At 32.8% G+C, this 24,095-nt stretch carries 19 protein-coding genes and 1 riboswitch; of the genes, 8 read left to right on the top strand and 11 right to left on the bottom strand.

From position 1 onward, the window contains the following. Nucleotides 1–3 precede the first annotated feature (3 nt). From EI427_RS10150 to EI427_RS10120, 7 genes are all read right to left on the bottom strand, one after another. Complete coding sequence (locus tag EI427_RS10150) at nucleotides 4–552, bottom strand: SiaB family protein kinase (protein ID WP_126614230.1); 549 nt, start codon at nucleotides 550–552, stop codon at nucleotides 4–6. Nucleotides 553–688: 136 nt separating this feature from the next. Then, nucleotides 689–4,174, bottom strand: coding sequence for a PAS domain S-box protein (locus tag EI427_RS10145; protein WP_126614228.1), 3,486 nt, complete (start codon nucleotides 4,172–4,174; stop codon nucleotides 689–691). Nucleotides 4,175–4,205: 31 nt separating this feature from the next. Then, nucleotides 4,206–5,243, bottom strand: coding sequence for a GAF domain-containing protein (locus EI427_RS10140; RefSeq protein WP_126614226.1), 1,038 nt, complete (start codon nucleotides 5,241–5,243; stop codon nucleotides 4,206–4,208). A 54-nt stretch (nucleotides 5,244–5,297) separates the two neighbouring features. After that, nucleotides 5,298–5,894: a chemotaxis protein CheB gene (locus EI427_RS10135; RefSeq protein WP_126614224.1), complete on the bottom strand. Its 597-nt coding sequence runs from the start codon at nucleotides 5,892–5,894 to the stop codon at nucleotides 5,298–5,300. A 9-nt stretch (nucleotides 5,895–5,903) separates the two neighbouring features. Further along, nucleotides 5,904–6,731, bottom strand: coding sequence for a CheR family methyltransferase (locus EI427_RS10130; protein WP_126614222.1), 828 nt, complete (start codon nucleotides 6,729–6,731; stop codon nucleotides 5,904–5,906). Between the two features lie 387 nt (nucleotides 6,732–7,118). Continuing rightward, a complete protein-coding gene (locus EI427_RS10125) occupies nucleotides 7,119–8,165 on the bottom strand; it encodes a homoserine O-acetyltransferase family protein (RefSeq protein ID WP_205727926.1) in 1,047 nt (348 codons plus the stop codon). Nucleotides 8,166–8,313: 148 nt separating this feature from the next. Further along, a riboswitch (SAM riboswitch) is annotated at nucleotides 8,314–8,419 on the bottom strand. A gap of 122 nt (nucleotides 8,420–8,541) precedes the next feature. Next, nucleotides 8,542–10,947, bottom strand: coding sequence for a TonB-dependent receptor (locus tag EI427_RS10120; RefSeq protein ID WP_126614218.1), 2,406 nt, complete (start codon nucleotides 10,945–10,947; stop codon nucleotides 8,542–8,544). Between the two features lie 186 nt (nucleotides 10,948–11,133). Here EI427_RS10120 and EI427_RS10115 point away from each other — a divergent pair, with 186 nt between their 5' ends. From EI427_RS10115 to EI427_RS10100, 4 genes are all read left to right on the top strand, one after another. Beyond that, a complete protein-coding gene (locus EI427_RS10115) occupies nucleotides 11,134–11,487 on the top strand; it encodes an MmcQ/YjbR family DNA-binding protein (RefSeq protein ID WP_126614216.1) in 354 nt (117 codons plus the stop codon). A gap of 146 nt (nucleotides 11,488–11,633) precedes the next feature. Then, nucleotides 11,634–13,526, top strand: coding sequence for a phosphoglycerate dehydrogenase (gene serA, locus EI427_RS10110; protein ID WP_126614214.1), 1,893 nt, complete (start codon nucleotides 11,634–11,636; stop codon nucleotides 13,524–13,526). A gap of 117 nt (nucleotides 13,527–13,643) precedes the next feature. Then, nucleotides 13,644–14,033 (top strand): DUF2147 domain-containing protein, encoded by a 390-nt coding sequence (locus EI427_RS10105; protein ID WP_126614213.1) that lies wholly within the window; start codon nucleotides 13,644–13,646, stop codon nucleotides 14,031–14,033. Between the two features lie 29 nt (nucleotides 14,034–14,062). Further along, entirely contained in the window at nucleotides 14,063–14,314 is a 252-nt protein-coding gene (locus EI427_RS10100; protein ID WP_126614211.1) for an acyl-CoA-binding protein, read from the top strand. An 80-nt stretch (nucleotides 14,315–14,394) separates the two neighbouring features. Here EI427_RS10100 and rfaE2 read toward each other — a convergent pair whose 3' ends face one another. The 4 genes from rfaE2 to hisF form a co-directional block, all read right to left on the bottom strand. Then, nucleotides 14,395–14,889, bottom strand: coding sequence for a D-glycero-beta-D-manno-heptose 1-phosphate adenylyltransferase (gene rfaE2 / locus EI427_RS10095; RefSeq protein WP_126614209.1), 495 nt, complete (start codon nucleotides 14,887–14,889; stop codon nucleotides 14,395–14,397). Continuing rightward, nucleotides 14,882–15,889 carry a lysylphosphatidylglycerol synthase transmembrane domain-containing protein gene (locus EI427_RS10090; RefSeq protein WP_126614207.1) on the bottom strand — a complete coding sequence of 336 codons (1,008 nt, stop codon included), beginning with the start codon at nucleotides 15,887–15,889 and terminating at the stop codon, nucleotides 14,882–14,884. Before EI427_RS10090 ends, rfaE2 begins: the two co-directional genes overlap by 8 nt. 93 nt (nucleotides 15,890–15,982) lie before the next feature. Further along, nucleotides 15,983–16,333, bottom strand: coding sequence for an aspartate 1-decarboxylase (panD, locus tag EI427_RS10085; protein ID WP_126614205.1), 351 nt, complete (start codon nucleotides 16,331–16,333; stop codon nucleotides 15,983–15,985). 243 nt (nucleotides 16,334–16,576) lie between these two features. Next, nucleotides 16,577–17,335 carry an imidazole glycerol phosphate synthase subunit HisF gene (hisF, locus tag EI427_RS10080; protein WP_126614203.1) on the bottom strand — a complete coding sequence of 253 codons (759 nt, stop codon included), beginning with the start codon at nucleotides 17,333–17,335 and terminating at the stop codon, nucleotides 16,577–16,579. A gap of 173 nt (nucleotides 17,336–17,508) precedes the next feature. On the opposite strand from hisF, the gene carB reads away from it, so the two are divergent. The 4 genes from carB (at nucleotide 17,509) to EI427_RS10060 (ending at nucleotide 24,045) form a co-directional block, all read left to right on the top strand. Continuing rightward, nucleotides 17,509–20,325: a carbamoyl-phosphate synthase large subunit gene (gene carB / locus EI427_RS10075; RefSeq protein WP_126614201.1), complete on the top strand. Its 2,817-nt coding sequence runs from the start codon at nucleotides 17,509–17,511 to the stop codon at nucleotides 20,323–20,325. Between the two features lie 87 nt (nucleotides 20,326–20,412). Beyond that, a complete protein-coding gene (locus tag EI427_RS10070; protein WP_126614199.1) occupies nucleotides 20,413–20,871 on the top strand; it encodes a deoxycytidylate deaminase in 459 nt (152 codons plus the stop codon). Between the two features lie 211 nt (nucleotides 20,872–21,082). Continuing rightward, a complete protein-coding gene (locus EI427_RS10065; protein ID WP_126614197.1) occupies nucleotides 21,083–22,111 on the top strand; it encodes a cytochrome c oxidase subunit II in 1,029 nt (342 codons plus the stop codon). Between the two features lie 41 nt (nucleotides 22,112–22,152). Further along, nucleotides 22,153–24,045 (top strand): cytochrome c oxidase subunit I, encoded by a 1,893-nt coding sequence (locus EI427_RS10060; RefSeq protein WP_126614195.1) that lies wholly within the window; start codon nucleotides 22,153–22,155, stop codon nucleotides 24,043–24,045. The last annotated feature ends 50 nt before the right edge of the window (nucleotides 24,046–24,095 follow it).

Below are 24,095 nucleotides of genomic sequence, written 5' to 3'. Positions count from 1 at the left end.
TTGTTATTTTAGTTTCCTTGGAATTGTCGTTTTAAGAGAAAAAAATGTGAACTCATCATTGATGGGTTCAAAATCAAAACGAAGTTTCTCGCCTGATTTTCGTGCCATATCAATAAAACCAAGACCTGCACCACCTTTAGCAGAGATCTTGCCATTTTTGATAATGTCTTTATATAAATTTTTAAGACCGTCTTTATCAAGGTCATTAATTCTTTCTAATCTGTTAGCAATGTCTTTTACATTTTTAGAAAGTATTGGGTTTCCCGATGTGATAAAATAAGAATCATCTTCTTTGCCGATCATAAAGACAGCACTGTTCTTTTTATCAGAAGTTGGTTCCATCGGGACAGCATATTTACTGATGTTTTGCAAACATTCAACCATAACATTAAAGACCTTTCTCTTGATCTTTGATTGTTCTCCATATGAATCCATATTCCTTTCGGCCATGGATAAGACAGATTTGGTTATGTCTTGCGTGATCTCTCCTTCATAAATAAGGATAAGATCTTTATCAAGCATTGTTCTGTGAAGTTCGTAGATGTATTTCATATGTCCGAACAAATAATTTAATCAGTGTATAGTCAAAGACACTGTATTAATATCTTTACTCTATTAAAATAGCAAGATGTAAAAAAAAGATTATCAAATATAAATAAACATATCAAACTAACAAGTATTTATTAGCTTAAAATCGTATGCCTATCATAATAACGTCATCAGTCTGCTTAGAATTGCCTTTCCATGTCATAAATGTATCATTAAATGTTTTAGCAATTTCTTCCATAGACGAATGTTCCGTATTTGTAATTAATTCACGTATTCTTTTTGCACCAAATTTACGGTTCTCTTCGCCTCCAAACTGATCTGGATATCCATCTGAGAACATGTAAATTTCGTCTCCTTCTTCAAGTTGTAAGTGGTGAGTAGCAAAATTAGTTCTAGTTTTATATTCTCCACCCACAGGGAATTTACTTCCTTTTACTTGAATAAAGTCATTTTCTTTTGTTTTGAAAAGATATAGAGGGCGATGAGCACCTGCATATTCTATTTCTTTTGTAGATAGATTTATCTTTGCAAGAGCAATGTCCATACCATCTCTAGTGCTGCTATTAGAATCTTGTCTTAGAGTTTTAGAAACTCCTTGATGTAATAAATCTAATACTTCTCCAGGTGTAATATTATCATTGTTTTGAACGATATCATTAAGAATGAAGTAACCAATAAGCGAAATTAACGCACCTGGTACACCATGACCTGTACAATCTACAGCAGCTATATATATATCATCGCCTTTTTTGAAGTACCAAGGGAAATCACCACTTACTACATCTTTTGGTTTATAAAATATAAAGCTATCTGGTAAATCACGTTTAATAATGTCTGTATCAGGGATTATTGCACCTTGAATTCTCTTAGCGTAGTTAATACTTTCAGTAATCTTCTTGTTTTTCAATAAGATTTCTAATTCAGCTTTCTTACGTTCAGTAATATCATGAGATACAAATAAAGCACTTTCAAATTCATCAGATTCATTAAATTCCGGAATTGCAGTAACAGTCATAAACCTATTGCCAGTGCTTGTAGGGAATTCAACTTCTTTTGTTGTTTTCTCTGAAGTAGAAGAAACTTCAACCAACATATTTTTCCACTCATCAATAATATGTTGTGGTAAGGCAGTATCTTCTATTTTTTGATTTAAGAAGAGATCAGAAGATAATCCTGTTAAATCTGTAATAATAGGGTTAGTATAGAAAATTAACCCTTCGTTATTAAGTCGTTGGATTAGATCAAGAGAGTTTTCTGATAACGCTTGCATTTGCGTTCTCATTCTTCTTTCTGTTTCTGCTCTTCTTCTTTCTGTAATATCTTGAGCATTCAATACAATACCTTCTATAGATGGCTCATTGGTAAGGTTAATACCAGTTGCTTCTAGCCATATATATCTACCATCTTGTAGCTTGTAGCGGTACTCAGTACTGATTGTATCTTTATTTTCTGAAGTGACTAAATTATTGATAAATTCTTTTACTACATCAACACTATCTTTATGTAAGTGTTCTAAGTAAGAAGATCCAATTAAGTCAGTTGGTTTGTAACCTAAAATGTGTCTAGATGATGGACTGACAAATTTAATTTTTCCATCACTATTAAATATGGTAATAACCTCGGATGCGTTCTCAAGTAAAGATTGTAATCTATCTTGTGAGTGTTTAACTTCCTCAACTTGTTCTTCAAGACGTGTATTTGTACGTTGAAGTTCTTCTTGAGTAGATTCCATCTCTTCCGCATTCTGACGTAAAATCTCTTGTTGTACTGAAAGTTCAGAACTCATTTGTTGAGATTCTTTCAGTAACTTAATTGTTCTTTCGTTAATCTTGATGTTAAAGATTGTTCTTGCAATGATATGCGAGATTTCCTTTACAAAATCAAGTGTCATAGGAGAGAAGGCTTCTAATGATGCGAACTCAAGAATACCGTAGACTTTATCGTTAGCAATTAAAGGCATTATCAAGATTGAATCGGGTTTTTTCTCTCCCATTAATCCTGATGTTATTGATAAGTAACTATTTGGGACTTCTGTTCTTAGAATCATTTCCATTTCAATTGCAGCTTGCCCAACAAGGCCTTCTGCAAATTTGAATTTATTCTGTAAGAAACGTTTCTTATTGTATGCGTATGTGCTTACTAAATGAATTACTTGTTCGTTTATAGGTAATTCATCTGTAACACCTTCAACCACATAAAATGCACCTTGAACAGCATTGATTTTTTCAGTTGTAAAAGCCACAACTTCATCACCTAAAGTACTAATATCGTTGTTATTTCGAAGAATTTGGCCAATTTCAGCTTCACCTGTAATAATCCAATTTCTTTCATAATCTCTTTTTTCTGCTCTTTGAATACTATCTCTCATTGAAATTAACGCATTACCTAAAGTATCATCATCACTAAGAGATGAGTAGGTCGCGTCATAATTTCCTTCACCAATTTGTTCTGAAAAGTTTGCAGTTCTTTTCATACCATTTACCACTTCTTGAACGGCAAATGACATTTCGCCAATCTCATCTTTATGGATTTCAGCAGTTACCTCATGTGGTAAAATACCTTTTGCAATAAAATTTAATCGATTTTTCAGTGTAATAATCGGACTAGTCAAAAACTTAGAGAAAATTACAGCAATCAGCATTGAAATTAGAATAATGATAATTGCAGTGTAGACAAATGTTAAAATTAATCCATTTAATCCACTTTTAATTTCGTCATAATCAATTTTTACTACTAGACCCCAATTTGTGGTAGGGATGTAGTTCCAATATGAAATCGTTTTCTTACCACGCCAATCAATATCATATCCAAAATCTTTAGAATCGCCTTTTGCAGCTTTTTGGATTGCAATATTAGAAGGGTCACCTAAACTGATCACTTCAGTAAGTAAATTTTGACTTCCTTTTAGTGGAGAAATGATAGTAACATTGTTTGATTGGTTATCTGATATTCTTGAAAGTAGAATTTCACCAGTATCACCAAGTCCTGTTCTATTCTCAACAATTGGATAAATATTTTTCTGTAAACTATATAATATGATCACGTGACCAATTTCTCCATATCTAGATTTCATTCTAGGAGAAACTACATAAACATGAGCTCCTTTTTCAGTATTAAATGGTTCTGAGAAGTATGTTTTTGTTTTTGCTTTTTTAATGATTTTCTCAAATTTCTTATTTCTATCACCTACAATAACAGAAGCAGGAAATGTATAACTAGTATATAGTACATTACCTTTATTATCTGTTAAAATGATATTTGAGTACCCATTTACAATCTGTTTAGGGAATAACTCGTTATCAAGAGTTCTCTTAATGGCATAATAGGTAGAATCTTTATATGATCTTGATTTAGACTGAAAAAGTAACTTTAATTTGGTAGCGTTACTAACAATTAAAGCAGACTTTGCCATGTATTTCAAGTTCTGTTCAATGTATTTGAACTTTTGATCTATCTGTTCAGCCTTTAATGTACTAATTACATCAAATGTTTCAGAGTATCTTCTCTCAACAGAATCCTCTGTTTGGAAATAAGAAAGTGAACTAATCGCAACTACTGTTATTGTAACAACAAGTAGCATGATTATCGTAATCTTAGTACGTATCTTTAAATCTTGAAAAAGCATATATATATATTTACTTCACTAGATAAATTTATTAATTTTCAGTAAACCAAACGGTTACTTTATCTAAAATTTCTCTGTCTTCTGGAGTGAATGTTTTAAACGATGAAAGTTCTACTACTCCAAGGAGGTTTTGATCGGTATCCAAGATAGGAGATATCATTAATGACTTTGGTGAACTATCACCTAAACCAGATACAACACGAATGTAATTTTCTGGTATTGCATTAGAAATAATAGAAGATCTTGTTTTAGCAACCTGTCCAGGAAGTCCTTCGCCATATTCAAACATCAGCATTTTAGAATCTGGAAGATAGAAAGAAAAACCTTTCGAATACTGAATCATATCTTTACCATCAACATTAATAGATTTGTAATAGATTCCAGTAGAAACTTGAAATTCTTTACAAATAGCATTTAAAAGCTTCTGTTCTTTATCTTCGTCTCCTAAATTAATAATGGCAGATTGGATGTTCTTTTTAATTAAAGATGCACGTTCATCAAAGGAATCTCTCAACTCACTTTCGAGGTTTTGATTATCTTTTGAAAAATATTTAGGTACATAAATAATTTGATCTTCTGGGTCTTGCATTAAATCAGATATTAGTCTGAAAAGTAAAAATACAAGTACTGCAAAGGTGAAACCTAAAGTATAGAAAGTTGTACTACTTACTTCTTTAACTTGAACAATGATTTTATCATCGGAAATTTCTAAATGATTAAGAATTTTGATTGGCAATTCATAAATCTCAGAAATAGCGTGTAAAGACAGAAGTAGGAATACAATTCCTAAAATGAGGTTGAATGTTTTAGAGTTCCTAGCAAATAGATAAATCATTCCAATTATAAACATTAAGTCTATGTACTGGAGTGTTTGAATATATGCTTCTCTATTAAATTCTTTGGTATCAAGAATACCTACAAGAGAGAGAATGTTTGGATATTGATTCTCTAAAATTAAGATTAATGTAAATACGAAGATGCCAAGACCTGCAAAAATGATTGCAGGTTTTCTATACACCGTGTGTATCGCTTTATCTCTAATATTTGTTCTTTTTTGTGCTGTTTTCAAAATACTATAATAGTTTGCTTGAAAAAAATCTCACAAGAGTCAATGTAGTAACGTTCATTTTTGGTAAGCCTTGTATAAATCGAGTAGAAAATTTTTAATTTTTTTCGATTCAAGGCATAAATCTATCTCTGTGCAGTTTTTTGCAGACAATGGCATAGTGTTCATCATACTTTCTTCAGGATCTTGAATAATAGTAATTCCACCTTTGTCTTTTATTGATTTCATACCAATTGCACCATCTTTATTTGCTCCAGAATAGAGGATGCCAATTAATTTATCCTTATATGTATATGCTGCACTCATAAAAGTGAGATCTATTGCTGGTCTTGAATTATTAACAAGATCTTCTGTAGATAAAGATATAGAATTACCTAACTCTATACACATATGGTAATTTGAAGGAGCTAAGTAAACCATCCCTGGTCTTATAGATTCTTTGTCTTGAGGTTCGTAAATGGGCTTCTTACTTCTAATAGATAAAGCCTCAATAAACCCATGGCGCACATGTTTAAGTCTGTGCAGACAAAGAAAAATTGGAATAGGAAAGTCTTCTGGTAACTCTGCTAATAATTCTGTGATAGGTTTAAAACTACCTGCTGACCCACCAATGACTATGCCTTTATATTTCGTATCAAACAAATTACTTTGCATAATCAGTAGTTAGTCTTTAATTTTTTTATAAATCTTTTCTTCGTTATTTACTACAACGAACTTATTTGCAATATCACACCAAATCAATGATTCTTTAGACCCAATTGCAAGGTTGCCATACTTGAAAAGACTATTGTGTAATTTTTTTAGTACTTCATTTTGTAAGGTCTGATTGAAGTAAATCATCACATTTCTACACAGAATAAGATCAAATTTAGAAAAAGGATTCCCTTTAACTAAGTCTTGAACTCTAAAAGAAACTCTATCAATTAACTCAGGTTTAATGTAATAATAGTTGTCTTCTTTTATGAAGTAATCAAAAATACTCTTTGTGCCACCATAACGCTCATAGTTTTGTTGATTAAGCGTCATGTTTTTTTCTGTGAAACGAGCTTTTTTAGCTTTACTAATGATAGATTTATCAATATCAGTAGCTACAATAGTGGCTTGTGATAAACACCCAAGCTCTTCAAGCATTATACACATCGAAACAACTTCTTCACCAGAAGAACACCCAGCATGCCATACGCTAATTTTTTTATGTTCATTCATAACTTCAGGTATGATGTCATCATGAAGAGATTTCCAAAAAGTTGGATCTCTAAACATTTCAGTAACATTTACGGTTATTTCAGAAACAAATTCTTGAAAGAAACTAGGGTTATTCTTGAATTTTTTGATTAAAATATCAACAGAAGAAAACTTATATAATTCAATAACTCTTTTGACTCTTCTAGTGAAAGATGACATTGCATAATTCTTAAAGTCATAATCGAAGTTATCGTCAATAAATGTTGTGAGTTTTCTTAATTCGGCAATTTCAATGTCACGTTGCATACGTATGGCACCTGATTAGTATTGATGAAATGAGTCCTAAAAAATTTCATTAGTACGAAAGGACTTATATAAAAAAATCCTTTTCTCTTATAGATTCGAGAAAAGGATTACTTATATCATAAGAGGAAATTATCTTCTAGAGTTCACTAACTGAGGGCAGTCAGAGTGCATGTCCATAATTTCATATTTCTTTCTTTCTTTTTTGTAGTAGCTCTGGCTGGCACTATCTCCACCTGCACAAGAGAAAACAAATAGACTTAGCGTTCCTAACGCTGCAATAGATAAAAATCTTCGTTTAATATTTTTCATCGTAGATATTTGCCAATTTAAAATTTAAAACAATCCCCGAAGTGATTGTGATTAATATTACAATCGCAAATTGTATGCCTAAATTGAGGTGGAAATTTTCTTTTTCTTTTTTTGTTTGAAGAATGCTCTTATTGCTGCTGCAATTTTGTGAGTTTCAACTAGAAAGCCATCATGTCCATATAAAGAAGAAATTTCTTCGTAAGTAACATTCTTAATGTGAGAAGTAATATACCTTTGTTCCGAAACAGGGAAAAGTACATCACTAGACACACCAATAACTTGAGTATACGCTTCTATTCTTTGAAGAGAATTCTCAATTGAAGTACGTCCTCTACCAAGGTTATGAGAATCCATAGTCTTAGAAAGTGTCCAATAAGAATAAGCATTAAATCTATTCAAGAGTTTTTGACCTTGATATTGTTGGTATGTAGATGCTTTAAAGTTATCTGTTGTATTATTGTCGTCCTCAGATTGAGTAGCTTCATAAGTACTGTAGTTTCTGTAAGACAACATCGCAATAGCTCTTGCCGCTTTTAGACCTCTGTCTCCTGCCTTTGGATTTTCATCGCCCCAAGTAGGATCTGCTTCTATTGCCATTCTTTGAGTTTCATTAAAAGCTACTCCCCAAGGTGAATGAATTGCATTTGTAGCACAAATTATTAGGTTTTCCATTAGGTTAGGTTTTTGAATTGCCCATTCTAATGCTTGTTGCCCACCCAAAGAACCTCCTATTAATGTATTTATGTGTTCTATTTTTAGCTCTTTCCTTAAAATCTCTAAAGTGCCAACTATATCACGAATTGTAATAGCTGGAAATGAACTATAATAAGGTTGTTTGGTATCTGGGTTAATAGATAATGGGCCAGTTGATCCGTAGCAAGAACCAATAACATTCACGCAAATAATAAAATGCTCATTGGGGTTGAATATGGCTTTTTTACCAAATAAACCAGACCACCAATCTGCAACATCTGCATTACCTGTTAATGCATGGCAAACCCAAATAATATTAGAAGCATTTTCGTTTATACTTCCAAGAGTACGGTAAGAAAGTTCGAAACCATTAAGTTGTTCACCTAATTCTAACTTATACTTTTTATTATATTTAAATAAATGCTCTTGCATCCTTATTCGACGTTTTAAATTATACTCAAAATAATTAAGTAATAAAGAATTAGTATTTCCTTATAACCTTATTTAAAGCCTAAAAAACTAGTTTATATAAAAGTGATATGTAGATAGATGCTCTCTTATGAAGTTGTTATCTCACTATCGTTTATATTTCCTAATAACTTAGGCTAGGATGTAGCACCTTTTCAATTTCTTGAAGGTTGCTAGAGGGTCAATGAGCCTAGTCTCTCGCCTCTTCTTTATAAACACTTACTTCTTCATTGAGGTAAATGGTATGCTGTCACAAATTAATAGTAGAAATTAATAAAAAACAAACCCTCGCTCTTAATTTTAAAAGAAACGAGGGTTTATTGTCAATTTTTTATGAATATTATAATTCTACAATGATTCCAATTGATGGTTGTACAATGCCATTTGTAGTTTCTATATACTTTGGAACATATTTAGTATTGTCATTTGGATCTACCATAGGGCTGCCATCTGCATTTAATTCAGTTGTTAAAATAGGTTCGCCTTTTGGTGAATATCCGTATGCATTTTGAATATCAAAATAAACATTCAAACTCCATTTATTAAAGTAATAATATTTATCTACTCTAAGATCAAGTTGATGAGAAGCATCTAATCTCAAAGTATTTACTTCTGAGTAATCTTTAATACCTCTTCTTTCTGCATCCCAAACTTGACGATCCATAGAAGCATCCACATCATATGGAGTGTAGGGTGTGCCTCCTGCAAATAACCAACGACCTCCAATTTCCCAGTTTTTCCCTAGTTTTTTTCCCGCAGTTAAACTAACAATATTTCTACTGTCCCAAGATGATGGAGCATATTCATTCGGGTTTGCATTTGTAAACTCAGATCTGACATAAGTATAAGCAAGAATACCATAGAAGCCATTAAAGAATTTCTGCTGAGCCATAAATTCAATACCTTGTGATTTACCTTTAGAAGTACTTGTAACTTCTTCGCTACCAATAACACCAAAATCAGCACCTAAATTTGCAAGTGAAATTTCATTATTGATTGAGTAAGGATATTGATCATATACTTTTTGGAACCCTTCTACTGTAAATCTTAAATTTTTCTCAGGGATTTTATACTCCAAACCACCTACTAATTGTTTGTTTCTTATGTAAAGTAATCCGTTTTCTCTGTTTACAAACTCATCATTTTCTTTATAACCTAATGTGGTATAAGTAGGTAATTGGTAATAAATACCTGTATTAAAGTTTAAACTCCATCTAGGTGCAAATTGGTAAGATGCTGAAAACCTTGGAGAAAACTGATCTAGTAAGTTCTTCATTGATTCTGAATAATCGTTAGCATCTAATCTAGCACCAACAGAAAGAGTAACTTTATCTTGTGCAATTTTTTTACTTACAGTAGCAAAACCACCCCATTTATTTAAACCTAAATCAGAAGCGAAATTAATAGTTTCTAATTGGCCTGTAGAATAATCATATAAAGTTTGATCAGTTCTATTTGTGTACATGGCATATTCATAATTTACACCATAAGAAAATGTAAATCCTGAGTTAGTAAAAGACACACCTTCAAGTCTAATTTTATTTTCAGCTTCTTGTGAATTGTAGTCATATATTTTTGGCTGAGTAGCATCATTTTCAGGGTACTTGTACTGTTTGTTGTTTAGCATATTTCTTGATGCTACAAAAGTAAAAGTAGAGTTGTCTCTAAAATGTTCGTATTTTGCTCCTACAGTATAATTCCATTGTTCTTGTTGGGGAGTGTTATTTAATATATAAACATTTTGTTCGTAATCTTCATCTGTTGGTTCACCAGGCGAGTCAGCTAGTGCAAACTGATCAATTGCTCCTAAACCAATGATTGATAGTTGATTTCTTTGATTGAATTTATACTTATACTTTAATTGGAAATCATTATATGTTGGTAGGAATGGAAGTCCTAAAACACTAAATAATGCTTTTAAGTAAGATTGTCTTGCAGATACAATTAATGATGATTTTTCAGTAACAGGGCCTTCAAAAGTAATTCCTACGTCAGAAGTGCCTAAAATGATGTTTGTAGTGTGTTCGTCTGTTCTTCCATCTTTTTGTGTAAATTCCATAACAGAACTAAGAGCATTTCCTCTTCCTGCAGGAAATGCTCCTGAGAAAAACTCAACGTCTTTAATAAAGTCCACATTAAGCATTCCTACTGGACCACCTGATGCCCCTTGGGTAGCGAAGTGATTAATGTTAGGAATCTCAATTCCATCAAGGTAAAAGCGGTTCTCATTTGGTGCTCCACCACGAATTAGTATATCATTTCTAAAAGAAGCTGTAGAAGCAACACCAGGTAATGATCTGAAGACTCTTGAAATATCCCTATTTGCACCAGGAGCTCTTTTTACTTCTGTTACACCTATTCTTTGCACAGATACGGGGCTTTCATCAGACTTATAAAAACCGTTTGCAATTACTTCAACTTCATTTAATTCTTCTGTAGATGGAACTAAAGTGAAGTTAATCATTGCTGGCCTAGCGTTTGAAACTTCAACTTCTCTTGAGTCTGGACGATATCCAATATAGTTTACTACTAAATTATAAAGGCCAGGTTGTATGTTTTTAATTTCGTATTTACCATTCTCATCAGTAGTGGCACCGATGGATGTTCCTTGTATAACAACAGTAGCATACGGTACGGGTTTATTATTTGGAAGTTCAGTAACACTTCCTCTAATTATACCATTTTGAGCATGAGCACATGTAAATGATAATATGAAAATACTAAAAAATGAAAGTAATTGTTTCATGGTAATATTTGTTGAGTTTTCTATAAAACTTCAACTTAGGCGAATTGTTTAAAAAATTTGATTGTAATGTTATTCACGAATTTGGTGTGTGAAATTTTCTTAAAAAAGTTTTTCATCTATTAAATTGAAAATTTGATAGTAACATTGTGCATATTTAAACGGATTCTAAAGAAATAATTTAAAATCATGAATATTGAAGATTATAGAAGTCATTGTTTAAAGAAGAAGGGAGTAACAGAAGAGTTTCCTTTTGATGAATCTACATTAGTTTTTAAGGTAAAAGGAAAAGTTTTTGCCCTCACTAATGTTGACGATTTTCAAAGTTTTAATGTGAAGTGTGATCCTGAAAAAGCAATTGATCTAAGAGAAAGATACGCAGGAGTAAAGCCTGGATTCCATATGAACAAAAAGCATTGGAATACAATATCCGTATATAGTGATTTTAATGATGATCAAATGTATGAAGCTTTAGACCATTCCTATGATTTGGTTTTTTCGAAATTACCTAAAAAAGTAAGAGAAGAATTAACGGATGATTAGATAATATTGTTTAGCTAATGTTTTATGAAAATAAGCGAATAAACAACCTTTTTTTTATGAAAATCACAATAAATCATTAAAAAATATTCAAAAGTCGTGATTATATAATACTTTTGAGTTGCGATTGTAACTAAAGACAGATAAACATGGCAGACAAGAGATTTTTTGTAATTGATTTTGATAGTACTTTTACTAAAGTTGAAGCATTAGATATTTTAAGCGATATCTTATATGAAGGAACAGATAAAAAGGTAGAAGTAGGCAAGAAAATCAAAGATCTAACAGATCAAGCAATGGCTGGTGAGCTGTCTTTTAGAGAGGCTTTGGAACAGCGTTTGGCATTATTAGATGCAACAAAAAAAGATGTAGAACAATTATCGGGTGAGCTTAAGCTTCTAGTTTCTGAATCAGTGAAAAGAAATAGATCTTTTTTCACTAATGAAAAAGATAATGTTCTTATTGTTTCTAGTGGATTTAAAGATTTTATTACTCCAGTAGTAAAAGATTTTGGTATTAAAGAAGAAAATATTTACGCCAATACATTCACTTATAATGATAAAGACGAAGTTACAGGCTTTGATGCATCAAACCCACTTTCCGAACATAAAGGTAAGGTAAAACTGATGAAAGAATTAGCCCTAGAAGGTGAGGTTCTTGTTATTGGTGATGGGTATACAGATTACGAAATTAGAGAGGCAGGGTTAGCAAAAACTTTCTTTGCTTTTACAGAAAATATAAAAAGAGAAAAGGTGTTAGCCAAAGCAGATGTTGAGGCTAATAGCTTTGAAGAAATACTACATTCAATTAAACATCCTATGGCAACTTCATTTCCAAAAAGTAAGATCAAGGTATTGCTCTTAGAAAATGTACATCAAGATGCAAAGTTAAAGTTAGAGCAAGAAGGTTATCAAGTTGAATTACTTGGAGGAGCACTTGACGAAGACGAACTTTGTGAGAAAATTAAAGGTGTTCACATTCTTGGTATTCGTTCAAAAACGATCTTAACAAGAAAGGTTGTTGAAGCAGCTGATCGTTTAATGCTTGTAGGAGCTTTCTGTATAGGTACAAATCAAATTGATTTAAAGGCATGTACAGATCATGGTGTTTCTGTATTTAATGCACCTTTTAGTAACACACGTTCTGTAGTAGAAATGGCAATTGGCGAGATTATCTTGTTAATGCGTCAAATTCCAAAAAGAATGCGTCAGATGGATAGAAAGGAGTGGAGTAAATCTGCAAATGGAAGTTTTGAAGTTAGAGGTAAGAAACTAGGTATTATTGGTTATGGTAATATTGGGTCTCAATTATCTGTACTTGCAGAAATGTTAGGTATGGATGTTTATTACTATGATGTTGTTGAGAAATTAGCACTAGGTAACGCTACAAAACTGTCTTCTTTAGATGAGTTGTTAGCAACTTGTGATGTTGTTTCTTTACATGTTGATGGAAGACCTAGTAATAAGAAGTTCTTTACAGGTGAGCATATCAATAAAATGAAAAAAGGTGCAGTGTTAGTAAATTTAGCACGTGGACCTGTAGTTGAACTAGATGCTTTACAAATAGCACTAGAAACGGGCCATTTATCTGGAGCTGCAATTGATGTTTTCCCAGTAGAACCGAAAAACAATAATGATACTTTTGATGCTCCTTTAAGTAATATCGATAACTTGATATTAACGCCACATATTGGAGGTTCAACTCTTGAAGCTCAAGAAAATATTGCAGATTTTGTGCCGGGTAAAATGATTGAATACGTAAACACTGGTAGTTCATTCAATAGTGTAAACTTCCCTAATGTACAATTACCAAGATTGGAAAATGGACATAGATTATTACATATCCATAGAAATAAATCAGGTATTTTAGCTCAAATGAACAATGTGTTTGCCAAGCATGGTTGTAATATCTTAGGTCAATATTTAAAAACTAACGAAGAAATCGGTTATGTTATTACAGATATTGATCAATCATACCAACCAGAATTATTGGAAGATATGAGAGCAATTGAGGATACAATTAAATTCAGAATTCTATATTAATAGATAAAAATTTAGTTTTTTTATAAGAAAATAGGGTGCATTATTATGTACCCTATTTTTTATTGCTAAATTTAAAGTGAATAATCATTTTCTTAATTCAATAATCTAATTACATAAATGAGCGATAATCAAATACATCAAATAGAAGGAGTCTGGTTAACTGGCTTAAAAGACGCCCATGTAGAGATATCGATTGACGATAATGGAAAAGCACAAGGATCTATTGTGTGGATGGAAAGAGATAAAGAAGAGGATGGCGGCCCTCGTATTGATAAGCTAAATCCAGACGCTAGTTTAAAGGAACGTCTTCTTGATGGAATGACAATGCTTTCGGATTTTGATTATAAAGGAAAAGGACAATGGGAAGATGGATCTGTTTATGATCCGGATTCTGGTAAAACATATAGTGGAAGTATTCAAAGCAGTGGTCCAAATGTTCTAAAGATGAGAGGATACGTTGGTATTAAACTCTTTGGAAGAACAGAATTATGGACTAGAGTAAGTTAATTTTTTTAGATAAATCAATAAATACACCTATGGCTTCAGAAGCATTTAAAGACGCACAAGAACGAGTAAATCAATTACCAGCAAAACCATCAAATGATCACCTTTTACAATTGTATGCTTTATTCAAGCAGGCATCAGTAGGGGATGTGACTACAGAGCGTCCAGGAGGTTTCGACTTCAAAGGAAATGCAAAATGGGATGCATGGAAAAAAATAGAAGGTACTTCAGCTTCCGACGCAGAAGCACAGTATGTATCTTTAGTAAACGAATTAGAAGGATAAGCAGATCAGTTTCTTTCAATAAAAAAGGTTCATTTCAATTAATTGAAATGAACCTTTTTTATTGAAAATCAACTCAATTATTATAAGCCAAATTTCCTTATTTTTTCTATTATTGATGATGTAGAGAATCCCTCAACGAGAGTGATAGTTTCTACTTTCCCTCCATTATTCATAACTTCTTTTGCTCCAACTATATTATCAACAGTATAATCAGCACCTTTAACAAGAACATCTGGTAAAAGTGAATCGATTAAGTTTAGAGGTGTATCATCACCAAATAAGATCACCATATCAATAAATTCAAAAGCAGCTAGTAATCGAGCTCTTGCGTATTCATTGTTTATTGGTCTTTCTTCACCTTTTAATCTTTTTACAGAGGCATCAGTATTCAATCCAAGAATCATTTTTGTTCCTTGGTTTCTTGCTTGTTCAAGGTAATCAACATGGCCAAGATGAACTATATCAAAACAGCCATTTGTGAATACGACTTTTTCGCCATTATCTTTCCATTCTGCTCTTTTTATCAAAGCATTTTCAAGAGTAAGAATTTTATCTTTTGATGCTACGTTATTCATTGTCCTCTATTGTTGAGTTATCTGATTTTTTTAAGTTTGCTATCAAAATACTTATACCACCAACTATTATTACCGAAAATGTTTGAGAGGTATGCATTAAGATTGCATAAGCAATGGCGTCTGTATTACTAACTCCGTAAGCCATTAATGTATGAGAAGCAAAAAAGTGATAAGACCCTGTGCCGCCAGGTGTAGGGAGTACCATTCCAAGTCCACCCATCATCATCATTACAAATCCAACAACTGGAGAAAGGTTTTCTGTGCCTTGTATAGTCCAAAATAAAACATATCCCATATAGAAATATGTTAGCCAGATAATGAACGTATAAAGAAAATACAAACCAAATTCTTTTCTTTTAAGTTTAAATACACCTGTCATTCCTTCAATAATACCTTGAAGTAACATTAATGCTTTCCTAACTATTGCAGTTCTTAAAAGTTGTTTTCTGATGCGAAATATAAAATATCCTATTAAACCTATAATTACCATTCCTATAATTAGGTATGGAATTTTATCAATGATTGAATCTGATTGTTGATTGAAATGAGGCAAGATCATTCCCTGAAGCTTATCGAATTGGCTAAAAAAAGCAATTAAAAATAAAGTAATAAATACAATTAAATCCATTGCTCTTTCAGCTACAACTGCACCGAAAGAAGTTTTAGCAGGTATTTTAGATAGTTTTTGTAAAATACCACATCTAAAAAATTCACCAAAACGAGGTATAATTAGATTGCCTGCATATCCAGACATTGTTGCCATAAATAAATTAGGACCAGATGTCTTGTAATTTAAAGGCTTTAACATTAATCCCCACCTTAATCCTCTTGCATAATGGCTCATCAATGAAATAGCCATTGATAAAACCACTATTTTCCAATCAATGGTATCAAAAGAGGTTAATACTTCTTTAAGGTTTTGTTCTTTTAAAACATACCAAAGTAGTCCACCGGCAAGTATAAAAGAGAAAAGATATTTTAGTATGTCTTTTAAATTCATATAAAAAACCTCTCGAAGAGGAACTGTTCAAAAACAAATTAGCCAACCTAATTCAATGAATCAAGTTGGCATAGTATCTTTATTAGTAGATAATTAATCTTCTAATTTATTATCATCATTAGGAAAGACAAGCTTAGGGGAGTAGTTAATTGCTTTTTTCTGTTTCATATATGCATATGAAATGATAATTAGAATATCTCCTACTTGAACTCTTCGCGCTGCAGCACCATTTAAACAGATAATGCCACTGTCTCTCTCTCCTTTAATCACATAAGTTTCAAAACGCTCACCGTTATTATTATTAACAATTTGCACTTTCTCACCTTCAATGATATTTGCAGCTTCCATTAGATTTTCATCAACAGTAATACTGCCAACATAATTTAATTCTGCTTGTGTAACTTTGACACGGTGGATCTTTGATTTTAAAACTTCTATATACATGGTTAGTATCTTAAATCTATACTTAAAAGCTTACGATATACATTTTGATAAAAACTTAACACAAAGATAATAAAATAGAATTTCTTTATCTAATTGATTTTCAGTGTGAAATATTGATTCCCATCCTCTGCTTGTATTTCGTGCGTGCAATAATAAGATTTATTTTATGAATGAACAATTTTATTAAGAGTCCTTATTTAACTTTTAATGAGAATTAGTTCACTTTAAAGATTATTTGAACTTCTAAAGGATTCTCATTTCAACATCATTATCCTGTAAGTGTTGTTTTAAATGAGGAATACTAATCTCTTTAAAATGAAAAATACTAGCAGCCAAAGCGGCATCTGCAGCATTTTGTTTAAAAAGATCGATAAAATGTTCTTCTTTTCCGGCTCCACCAGATGCAATTACAGGAATATTTAGCGATTGAGAAACCTCTTTTGTTAATTCTATAGCAAAACCATTTTTGGTTCCATCATGATCCATAGAAGTTAAAAGAATCTCACCAGCACCTCTTTCTTGGCACTCATGTAACCACTGAATTGTTCTAAGTTCGGTAGGAGTTCTTCCACCTCTTACATGTACAATATGTTCACCGTTTATATACCTAGTATCGACAGCAACTACTATACATTGGCTTCCAAATTCTTCAGAAAGTTCGTTGATTAATTCAGGTCTTTTTACTGCAGAAGAATTGATAGAAACTTTGTCGGCACCAGCATTTAATAATGCAGAAACATCTTCTACACTAGAAATTCCACCACCTACAGTAAAAGGTATATTGATCTGAGCTGCAACCTTTTCTACTAGCTCAATTAATGTTTTTCGTTTTTCAACAGTTGCAGTGATGTCTAAAAAAACTAACTCATCTGCACCCTCATTGCTATATATTTTGGCAAGCTCTACAGGGTCTCCTGCATCTCTTAATTCTACAAAATTTACACCTTTAACAGTTTTACCGTCTTTGATGTCTAAGCAAGGAATTATTCGTTTTGTTAGCATAGTAGTAAATTTTAGAAAAGGTACAAAGATACAGCAAGAATTTGTTAAATTAGAAGATTTTCTATAATAATTTCATTATCGTATTTTTATACTTGATTTGTAGTGTATTTACCATAAATACTCTTAGTTTTGCATCCCGAGTGTTAAGTCATGTTTTTTAAAGAATAGCGAAAATGCCTAAAAAGAAGCACATCAAGTCGGTACTTATCATCGGGAGTGGACCAATTGTAATCGGTCAAGCTTGCGAATTTGATTATTCAGGAACACAAGCCTCTCGTTCTCTACGTGAAGAGGGTATCGAAGTTACTCTGATCAATTCTAATCCAGCCACAATTATGACAGACCCGGTTACGGCCGATAATGTCTATCTTCTACCGCTGGATAAAAAATCAATTATTAAAATTCTTGAAAAGCATGATATTGATGCAGTACTACCTACAATGGGTGGTCAAACTGCATTGAATCTAGCGATTGATTGTCAAGAAGCAGGAATCTGGGAAGATTTTGGTGTTGAGATTATCGGTGTTGAAATTGATGCAATCAATACAACAGAAGATCGAGAATTATTCAGACAGAAAATGATTGAGTTAGGAGTTGGCGTTTGTAAAGGACGTACAGCTAAATCTTTCTTACAAGGTAAGGAGATTGCTCAAGAAATTGGATTTCCTCTAGTAATTAGACCATCGTTTACATTAGGTGGTTCTGGTGGAGGTTTTGTCAATACACCAGATGAATTTGAGAAAGCTCTATCAAGAGGTCTTGAAATGTCACCAGTACATGAAGTTCTAATCGAGCAATCTATCTTAGGATGGAAAGAATACGAATTAGAATTGCTTCGTGATAATCTAGGTAATATTATTATTATCTGTTCTATTGAGAACTTCGACCCAATGGGAGTTCATACTGGAGACTCAATTACAGTAGCTCCTGCACAAACATTACCAGATACAGTATACCAAAGAATGCGTGATCTTGCTATCAAGATGATGAACGGAATTGGTATGTTTGCAGGTGGATGTAATGTTCAGTTCTCTGTATCTCCAGATAACGATGATATTATTGGTATCGAGATTAATCCTCGTGTATCAAGATCGTCAGCTTTAGCATCTAAAGCAACAGGGTATCCAATTGCTAAAATTGCTGCTAAGCTTGCAATTGGTTATAACCTAGATGAATTGAAAAACCCAATTACAGGGACTACTTCAGCGTTCTTTGAACCTGCATTAGATTATGTAATTGTAAAGATTCCTCGTTGGAACTTTGATAAATTTAAAGGTGCTAATCATAAACTTGGTTTACAGATGAAGTCTGTGGGTGAGGTTATGGGTATTGGACGTACGTTCCAAGAAGCACTTCAAAAGGGATGTCAATCATTAGAAATTAAGCGTAATGGCTTAGGAGCTGATGGTAAAGAAGTGACAGACCAAGCTGTAATATTAGAAAGTTTACAGCATCCATCATGGGATAGATTATTCCACGTTTGGGATGCTATGAAACTAGGTATTGCAATGAAAACTGTTCGTAAAATCACTCAAATTGATAAGTGGTTCTTACGTCAGATTCTTGATCTAGTTTTACTAGAAAAGAAAATTCAAGCAGAAACAATCCAATCTATTGATAAAGAGACACTTTTAGAAGCGAAACAAAAAGGTTTTGGTGATCGTCAGATTGCACACCTTTTAGGTTGCTTAGAAAGTGAAGTATTTAACAAAAGAAGAGAAGAGTATGGAATTAAACGTACTTGGAAACTTGTAGATACTTGTGCTGCGGAATTTGAAGCAAAAACTCCTTATTTCTACTCAACATTTGATGGAGAGAATGAGTCAGTACCTTCGAAAAAGAAAAAAGTTGTTGTTTTAGGAGCAGGTCCTAACCGTATTGGTCAAGGTATTGAGTTCGATTACTGTTGTGTTCATGGTGTTTTAGCTGCAAAAGAAGCAGGATATGAAACAATCATGATTAACTGTAACCCTGAAACAGTTTCTACTGATCCAGATATTGCAGATAAGTTATACTTTGAGCCAGTATTCTGGGAACATATCTACGAGATTATCTTACATGAAAATCCAGTAGGTGTTATTGTTCAGTTAGGTGGCCAGACAGCACTTAAGATTGCAGAAAAGTTAACTCGTTTCGGTGTTAAAATCTTAGGTACTAGTTACGAAGCGCTTGATTTAGCTGAAGATAGAGGTAGCTTCTCTACTTTATTGAAAGAAAATAATATTCCTTATCCTAAGTTTGATGTTATCGAAACTGCTGATGAAGCATTAGAGAAATCAGAAGTATTAGGGTTCCCTCTTCTAGTTAGACCTTCTTATGTATTAGGTGGTCAAAAAATGAAGATTGTAATTAATGAGGAAGAATTAGAGCAACACGTTGTAGAAACGTTACGTGATATTCCAGGTAATAAAGTACTACTTGATCACTATTTAGATGGTGCTATTGAAGCTGAAGCAGATGCAATCTGTGATGGTGAAAATGTGTACATCGTAGGAATCATGCAGCACATTGAACCTGCAGGAGTTCACTCTGGTGACTCTTATGCAGTATTACCTCCTTATAACTTAGGAGATTTAGTAATACAGCAAATTAGAGAGTATACTGAGAAGATTGCAATTGCCTTAAAAACAAAAGGTCTTCTTAATATTCAGTTTGCAATTAAAGATGATAAAGTTTATATCATTGAAGCAAACCCTCGTGCATCTCGTACAGTGCCATTTATCTGTAAAGCTTACCAAGAACCATATGTAAATTATGCAACTAAGGTAATGCTTGGAGATAAGAAAGTAACTGATTTTGACTTTAAACCAGTTAAAGAAGGTTATGCAATTAAAATCCCTGTGTTCTCATTTGATAAATTCCCTAATGTGGATAAACAATTAGGACCAGAGATGAAATCTACGGGTGAAGCGATTTACTTTATTGATTCGTTAAAAGATGATTACTTCTTAGATATTTACTCTAGAAGAAATCAATTCTTGAGTAGATAATTCGAAAAAGAAAATAGATATAGAAGCCCTTCATGAATAATGGAGGGCTTTTTTTACATTAAACCACTAAAATAACTATTCAAACAAATGCTAGATAGAGATCAGGAATTTGATAGAGCTTTTATGCGTTGCGCTGAAGCTATTGGAGAGCTTAGTAGATGTACTCGATTAAAAGTGGGTGCTATTATTGTAAAAGAGGGGAATATTATCTCTATGGGGTATAATGGTACTCCTAAGGGTTTTGAAAATAGCTGTGAGAACGTAGAAAATGTATTGAACCCTAAAACAAAAAAGTTAGAACAAGTGTTAGTGACAAAAGAAGAGGTTTTACATGCTGAAGCTAATGCAATTACAAAAGCAGCAAAATCTACTTATTCTACAGAAGGATCTTCAATTTATTGTACGGACAGTTGCTGCTTCGGGTGTGCTAAATTAATCATTCAAGCAGGTATAATATGCTTTTATTATAAAAGAGAATATCGTGATAAATCGGGTTTACAGCTTCTAGAAAAAGCAGGAGTGAAGGTTACACAAGTTGATTATTAGAAGTTAACATCTGTAACTCTATCTAATTGATATTCACGTCCTTTTTATAAAATATCGAATATTGTCACCAAAAAAGTATGATATATATCATCAATATTAAAAATATTAGATATATTTGAAAGATTTTTATGTGAACTTCACTACTCTTAAAAAATTAGTGAGATAAAATCATAGTTAAAGTATATCACAAACTACACACTATCAACAAGGTATGACAACGGCTTTGCTTATCGCCACAGGGATTATACTTATAGTAGCAGTTTTAGCGCTAGTATATCGTATAATCAACTTAGTAGGAATCGCGAAAGAAGATTCTAACAAGGTTACTTTCAGTAATAAAATTAATGGTGCATTATTCCCAATCTTATTGGTTGTTGGATTAGGGCTAATTTACTGGTCGTATAATGATGCTTCTCAATACTTCTTGCCAGAAGCAGCATCTCTTCATGGTAAAGAAACAGATGCTTTGTTCAACATTACATTAGGGGTTGTTTTTGCAGCTTTTGTTGTGACTCACTTACTATTATTTACATTCCCATTCTTTTTTCAATATTCTGAAAAAAGAAAAGCAGACTTCTATCCTCATAACGACAAATTAGAAATTGCGTGGACAGCTGTTCCTGCTATTGTTATGGCTGTGTTAGTAATCTTTGGTTGGAGAGCTTGGGCAGACATTACTGCACCCGCTTCTGATTCTGCTATTCAGGTAGAATTAATGGGTAAGCAATTTGCTTGGGAAATTCGTTACCCTGGTAAAGACCTTAAATTAGGTAAATACAATGTAGCAAACATCGATAATACAAACTCAATGGGAATTGATTTTGATGATGTGAATGCTAATGATGATTTCATGGCACGTGAGATTGTGTTACCTGTAGGTAAAGAAGTAGAATTAAAAATTAGAGCTATTGATGTTATACATTCAGTATTCCTTCCTCACTTTAGAGTGAAAATGGATGCAGTACCTGGTATGCCAACTCGTTTTAAATTTACACCATCTATTACAACTTCAGAGATGCGTACAAAAACTAACAATCCAAAATTCAATTATGAATTGGCTTGTACAGAAGTTTGTGGTTACGGTCACTTTGGTATGAGAAGAATTGTTAAGATTGTTTCTCAAGCAGAGTACGATGAGTGGTTAATGAAGCAGAAATCATGGTTAGAGAAAAATCCTGATTATATGGCAACTTGGGAAGCTAAGAAAGCTGAAAAAGAAGCTGTTGCTCAAGCGAGATAGTTATAGTAGAATAAGATACAAAATACATAAATATAAAAAATATGTCAAGCGTAGTATTAGACGTAGAACATAATGATGTTCATTCTCATGATGATCATGAACATCACGGTAATTTCTGGACCAACTATGTGTTCTCTTATGATCATAAAGTAATTGCAAAACAATACTTAATTTCAGGTATTCTTTGGGCGATTATTGGTGGTGGGTTATCAGTTTTATTCCGTATTCAATTAGGTTTTCCTGAAGCTAACTTAGAATGGTTAAGACCATTGTTGGGTGATTGGATTACTGAATCTGGTAAAATGGATACTACATTTTATCTTGCTGCAGTTACAATGCACGGTACTATTATGGTATTCTTTGTTTTGACAGCTGGTTTAAGTGGTACTTTTTCCAACTTCTTGATTCCATTACAAATTGGAGCAAGAGATATGGCATCAGGGTTTATGAACATGCTTTCTTACTGGTTATTTGCGTTAGCTTCAGTAATTATGCTTACTTCTTTATTTACTTCAACAGGACCTGCATCAGGTGGTTGGGTAATTTATCCTCCTTTGTCAGCATTACCTCAAGCAGTTTCTGGTTCAGGTATTGGTATGACTTTATGGTTAGTTTCAATGGTATTCTTTATTGCATCAAGTTTACTTGGTTCAATTAACTATATTTCTACGGTAATCAACTTAAGAACTGCTGGTATGTCATTTGCAAAAATGCCATTAACAATCTGGTCATTCTTTATTACAGCAGTTATCGGTATCCTTTCTTTCCCTGTATTATTTGCAGCAGCATTATTATTAGTATTTGATCGTAGCTTTGGAACTTCATTCTACTTATCAGATATCTATATTCAGGGAGAATTATTAGAGCATTCAGGTGGTAGCCCAATTTTATTCCAGCACTTATTCTGGTTCTTAGGTCACCCAGAAGTATATATCGTACTTTTACCTGCTTTAGGTTTAACATCAGAAGTAATCTCTACAAACTCTAGAAAACCTATTTTTGGTTACAGAGCAATGATTGGTTCTATGTTAGGTATTGCATTCCTTTCATTTATTGTATGGGCTCACCATATGTTTGTGTCTGGTATGAATCCGTTCTTAGGTACAATATTTATGTTCTTAACTTTAATTATTGCTGTTCCTTCAGCTGTTAAGGCATTTAATTATATCACAACATTATTTAGAGGTAATATTGTATTTACTCCTGCAATGTTGTTCTCAATTGGTTTAGTATCATTGTTTATCTCTGGTGGTGTTACAGGTATTATTTTAGGTAACTCAGCATTAGATATTCAATTACACGATACTTACTTTGTAGTAGCTCACTTCCACTTGGTAATGGGTTCTGCAGCATTCTTTGGAATGATGGCTGGTGTTTATCACTGGTTCCCAAAAATGTTCGGTAAGATGATGAATAGCGGACTAGGTTATGTTCACTTCTGGTTAACATTCTTAGGCGCATATATGGTATTCTTCCCAATGCACTACATTGGTATTGCTGGTTTTCCAAGAAGATACTATTCGTTTACAAATTTTGATGCGTTCTCTACATTTGCAGATTTAAATGCATTTATTTCAATTGCTGCAATTGTAACGGTAGCGGGTCAATTTATTTTTATCTTTAACTTCTTCTGGAGTATGTTTAGAGGTAAAAATGCTCCATTGAATCCTTGGGGTTCTAATACTTTGGAGTGGACTACACCAAGAAAACCAGGTCACGGTAACTGGCCAGGTGCATTACCAATTGTTTATCGTTGGCCTTATGATTACTCTAAGCCTGATGCTGATAAAGACGGATTTGGTGATTTTATCCCTCAAGACGTTCCATTATCAAAAACTATGGAATCTAACACTGATGAAGAAAGAGTATTAGCTCAATTAGATTCAGACCTACAGAAATTAGGTGAGGAGAGAGAAAAGAATCCTTTTATTTAGATTGTAAACCTACTCTAGAGTAGTTTATATATACATACTTTTATCAGAAG

It is taken from the genome of Flammeovirga pectinis, from assembly GCF_003970675.1.
Classification (GTDB): Bacteria; Bacteroidota; Bacteroidia; order Cytophagales; family Flammeovirgaceae; genus Flammeovirga; species Flammeovirga pectinis.
This window is presented reverse-complemented; position numbering and strand designations above follow the sequence as displayed.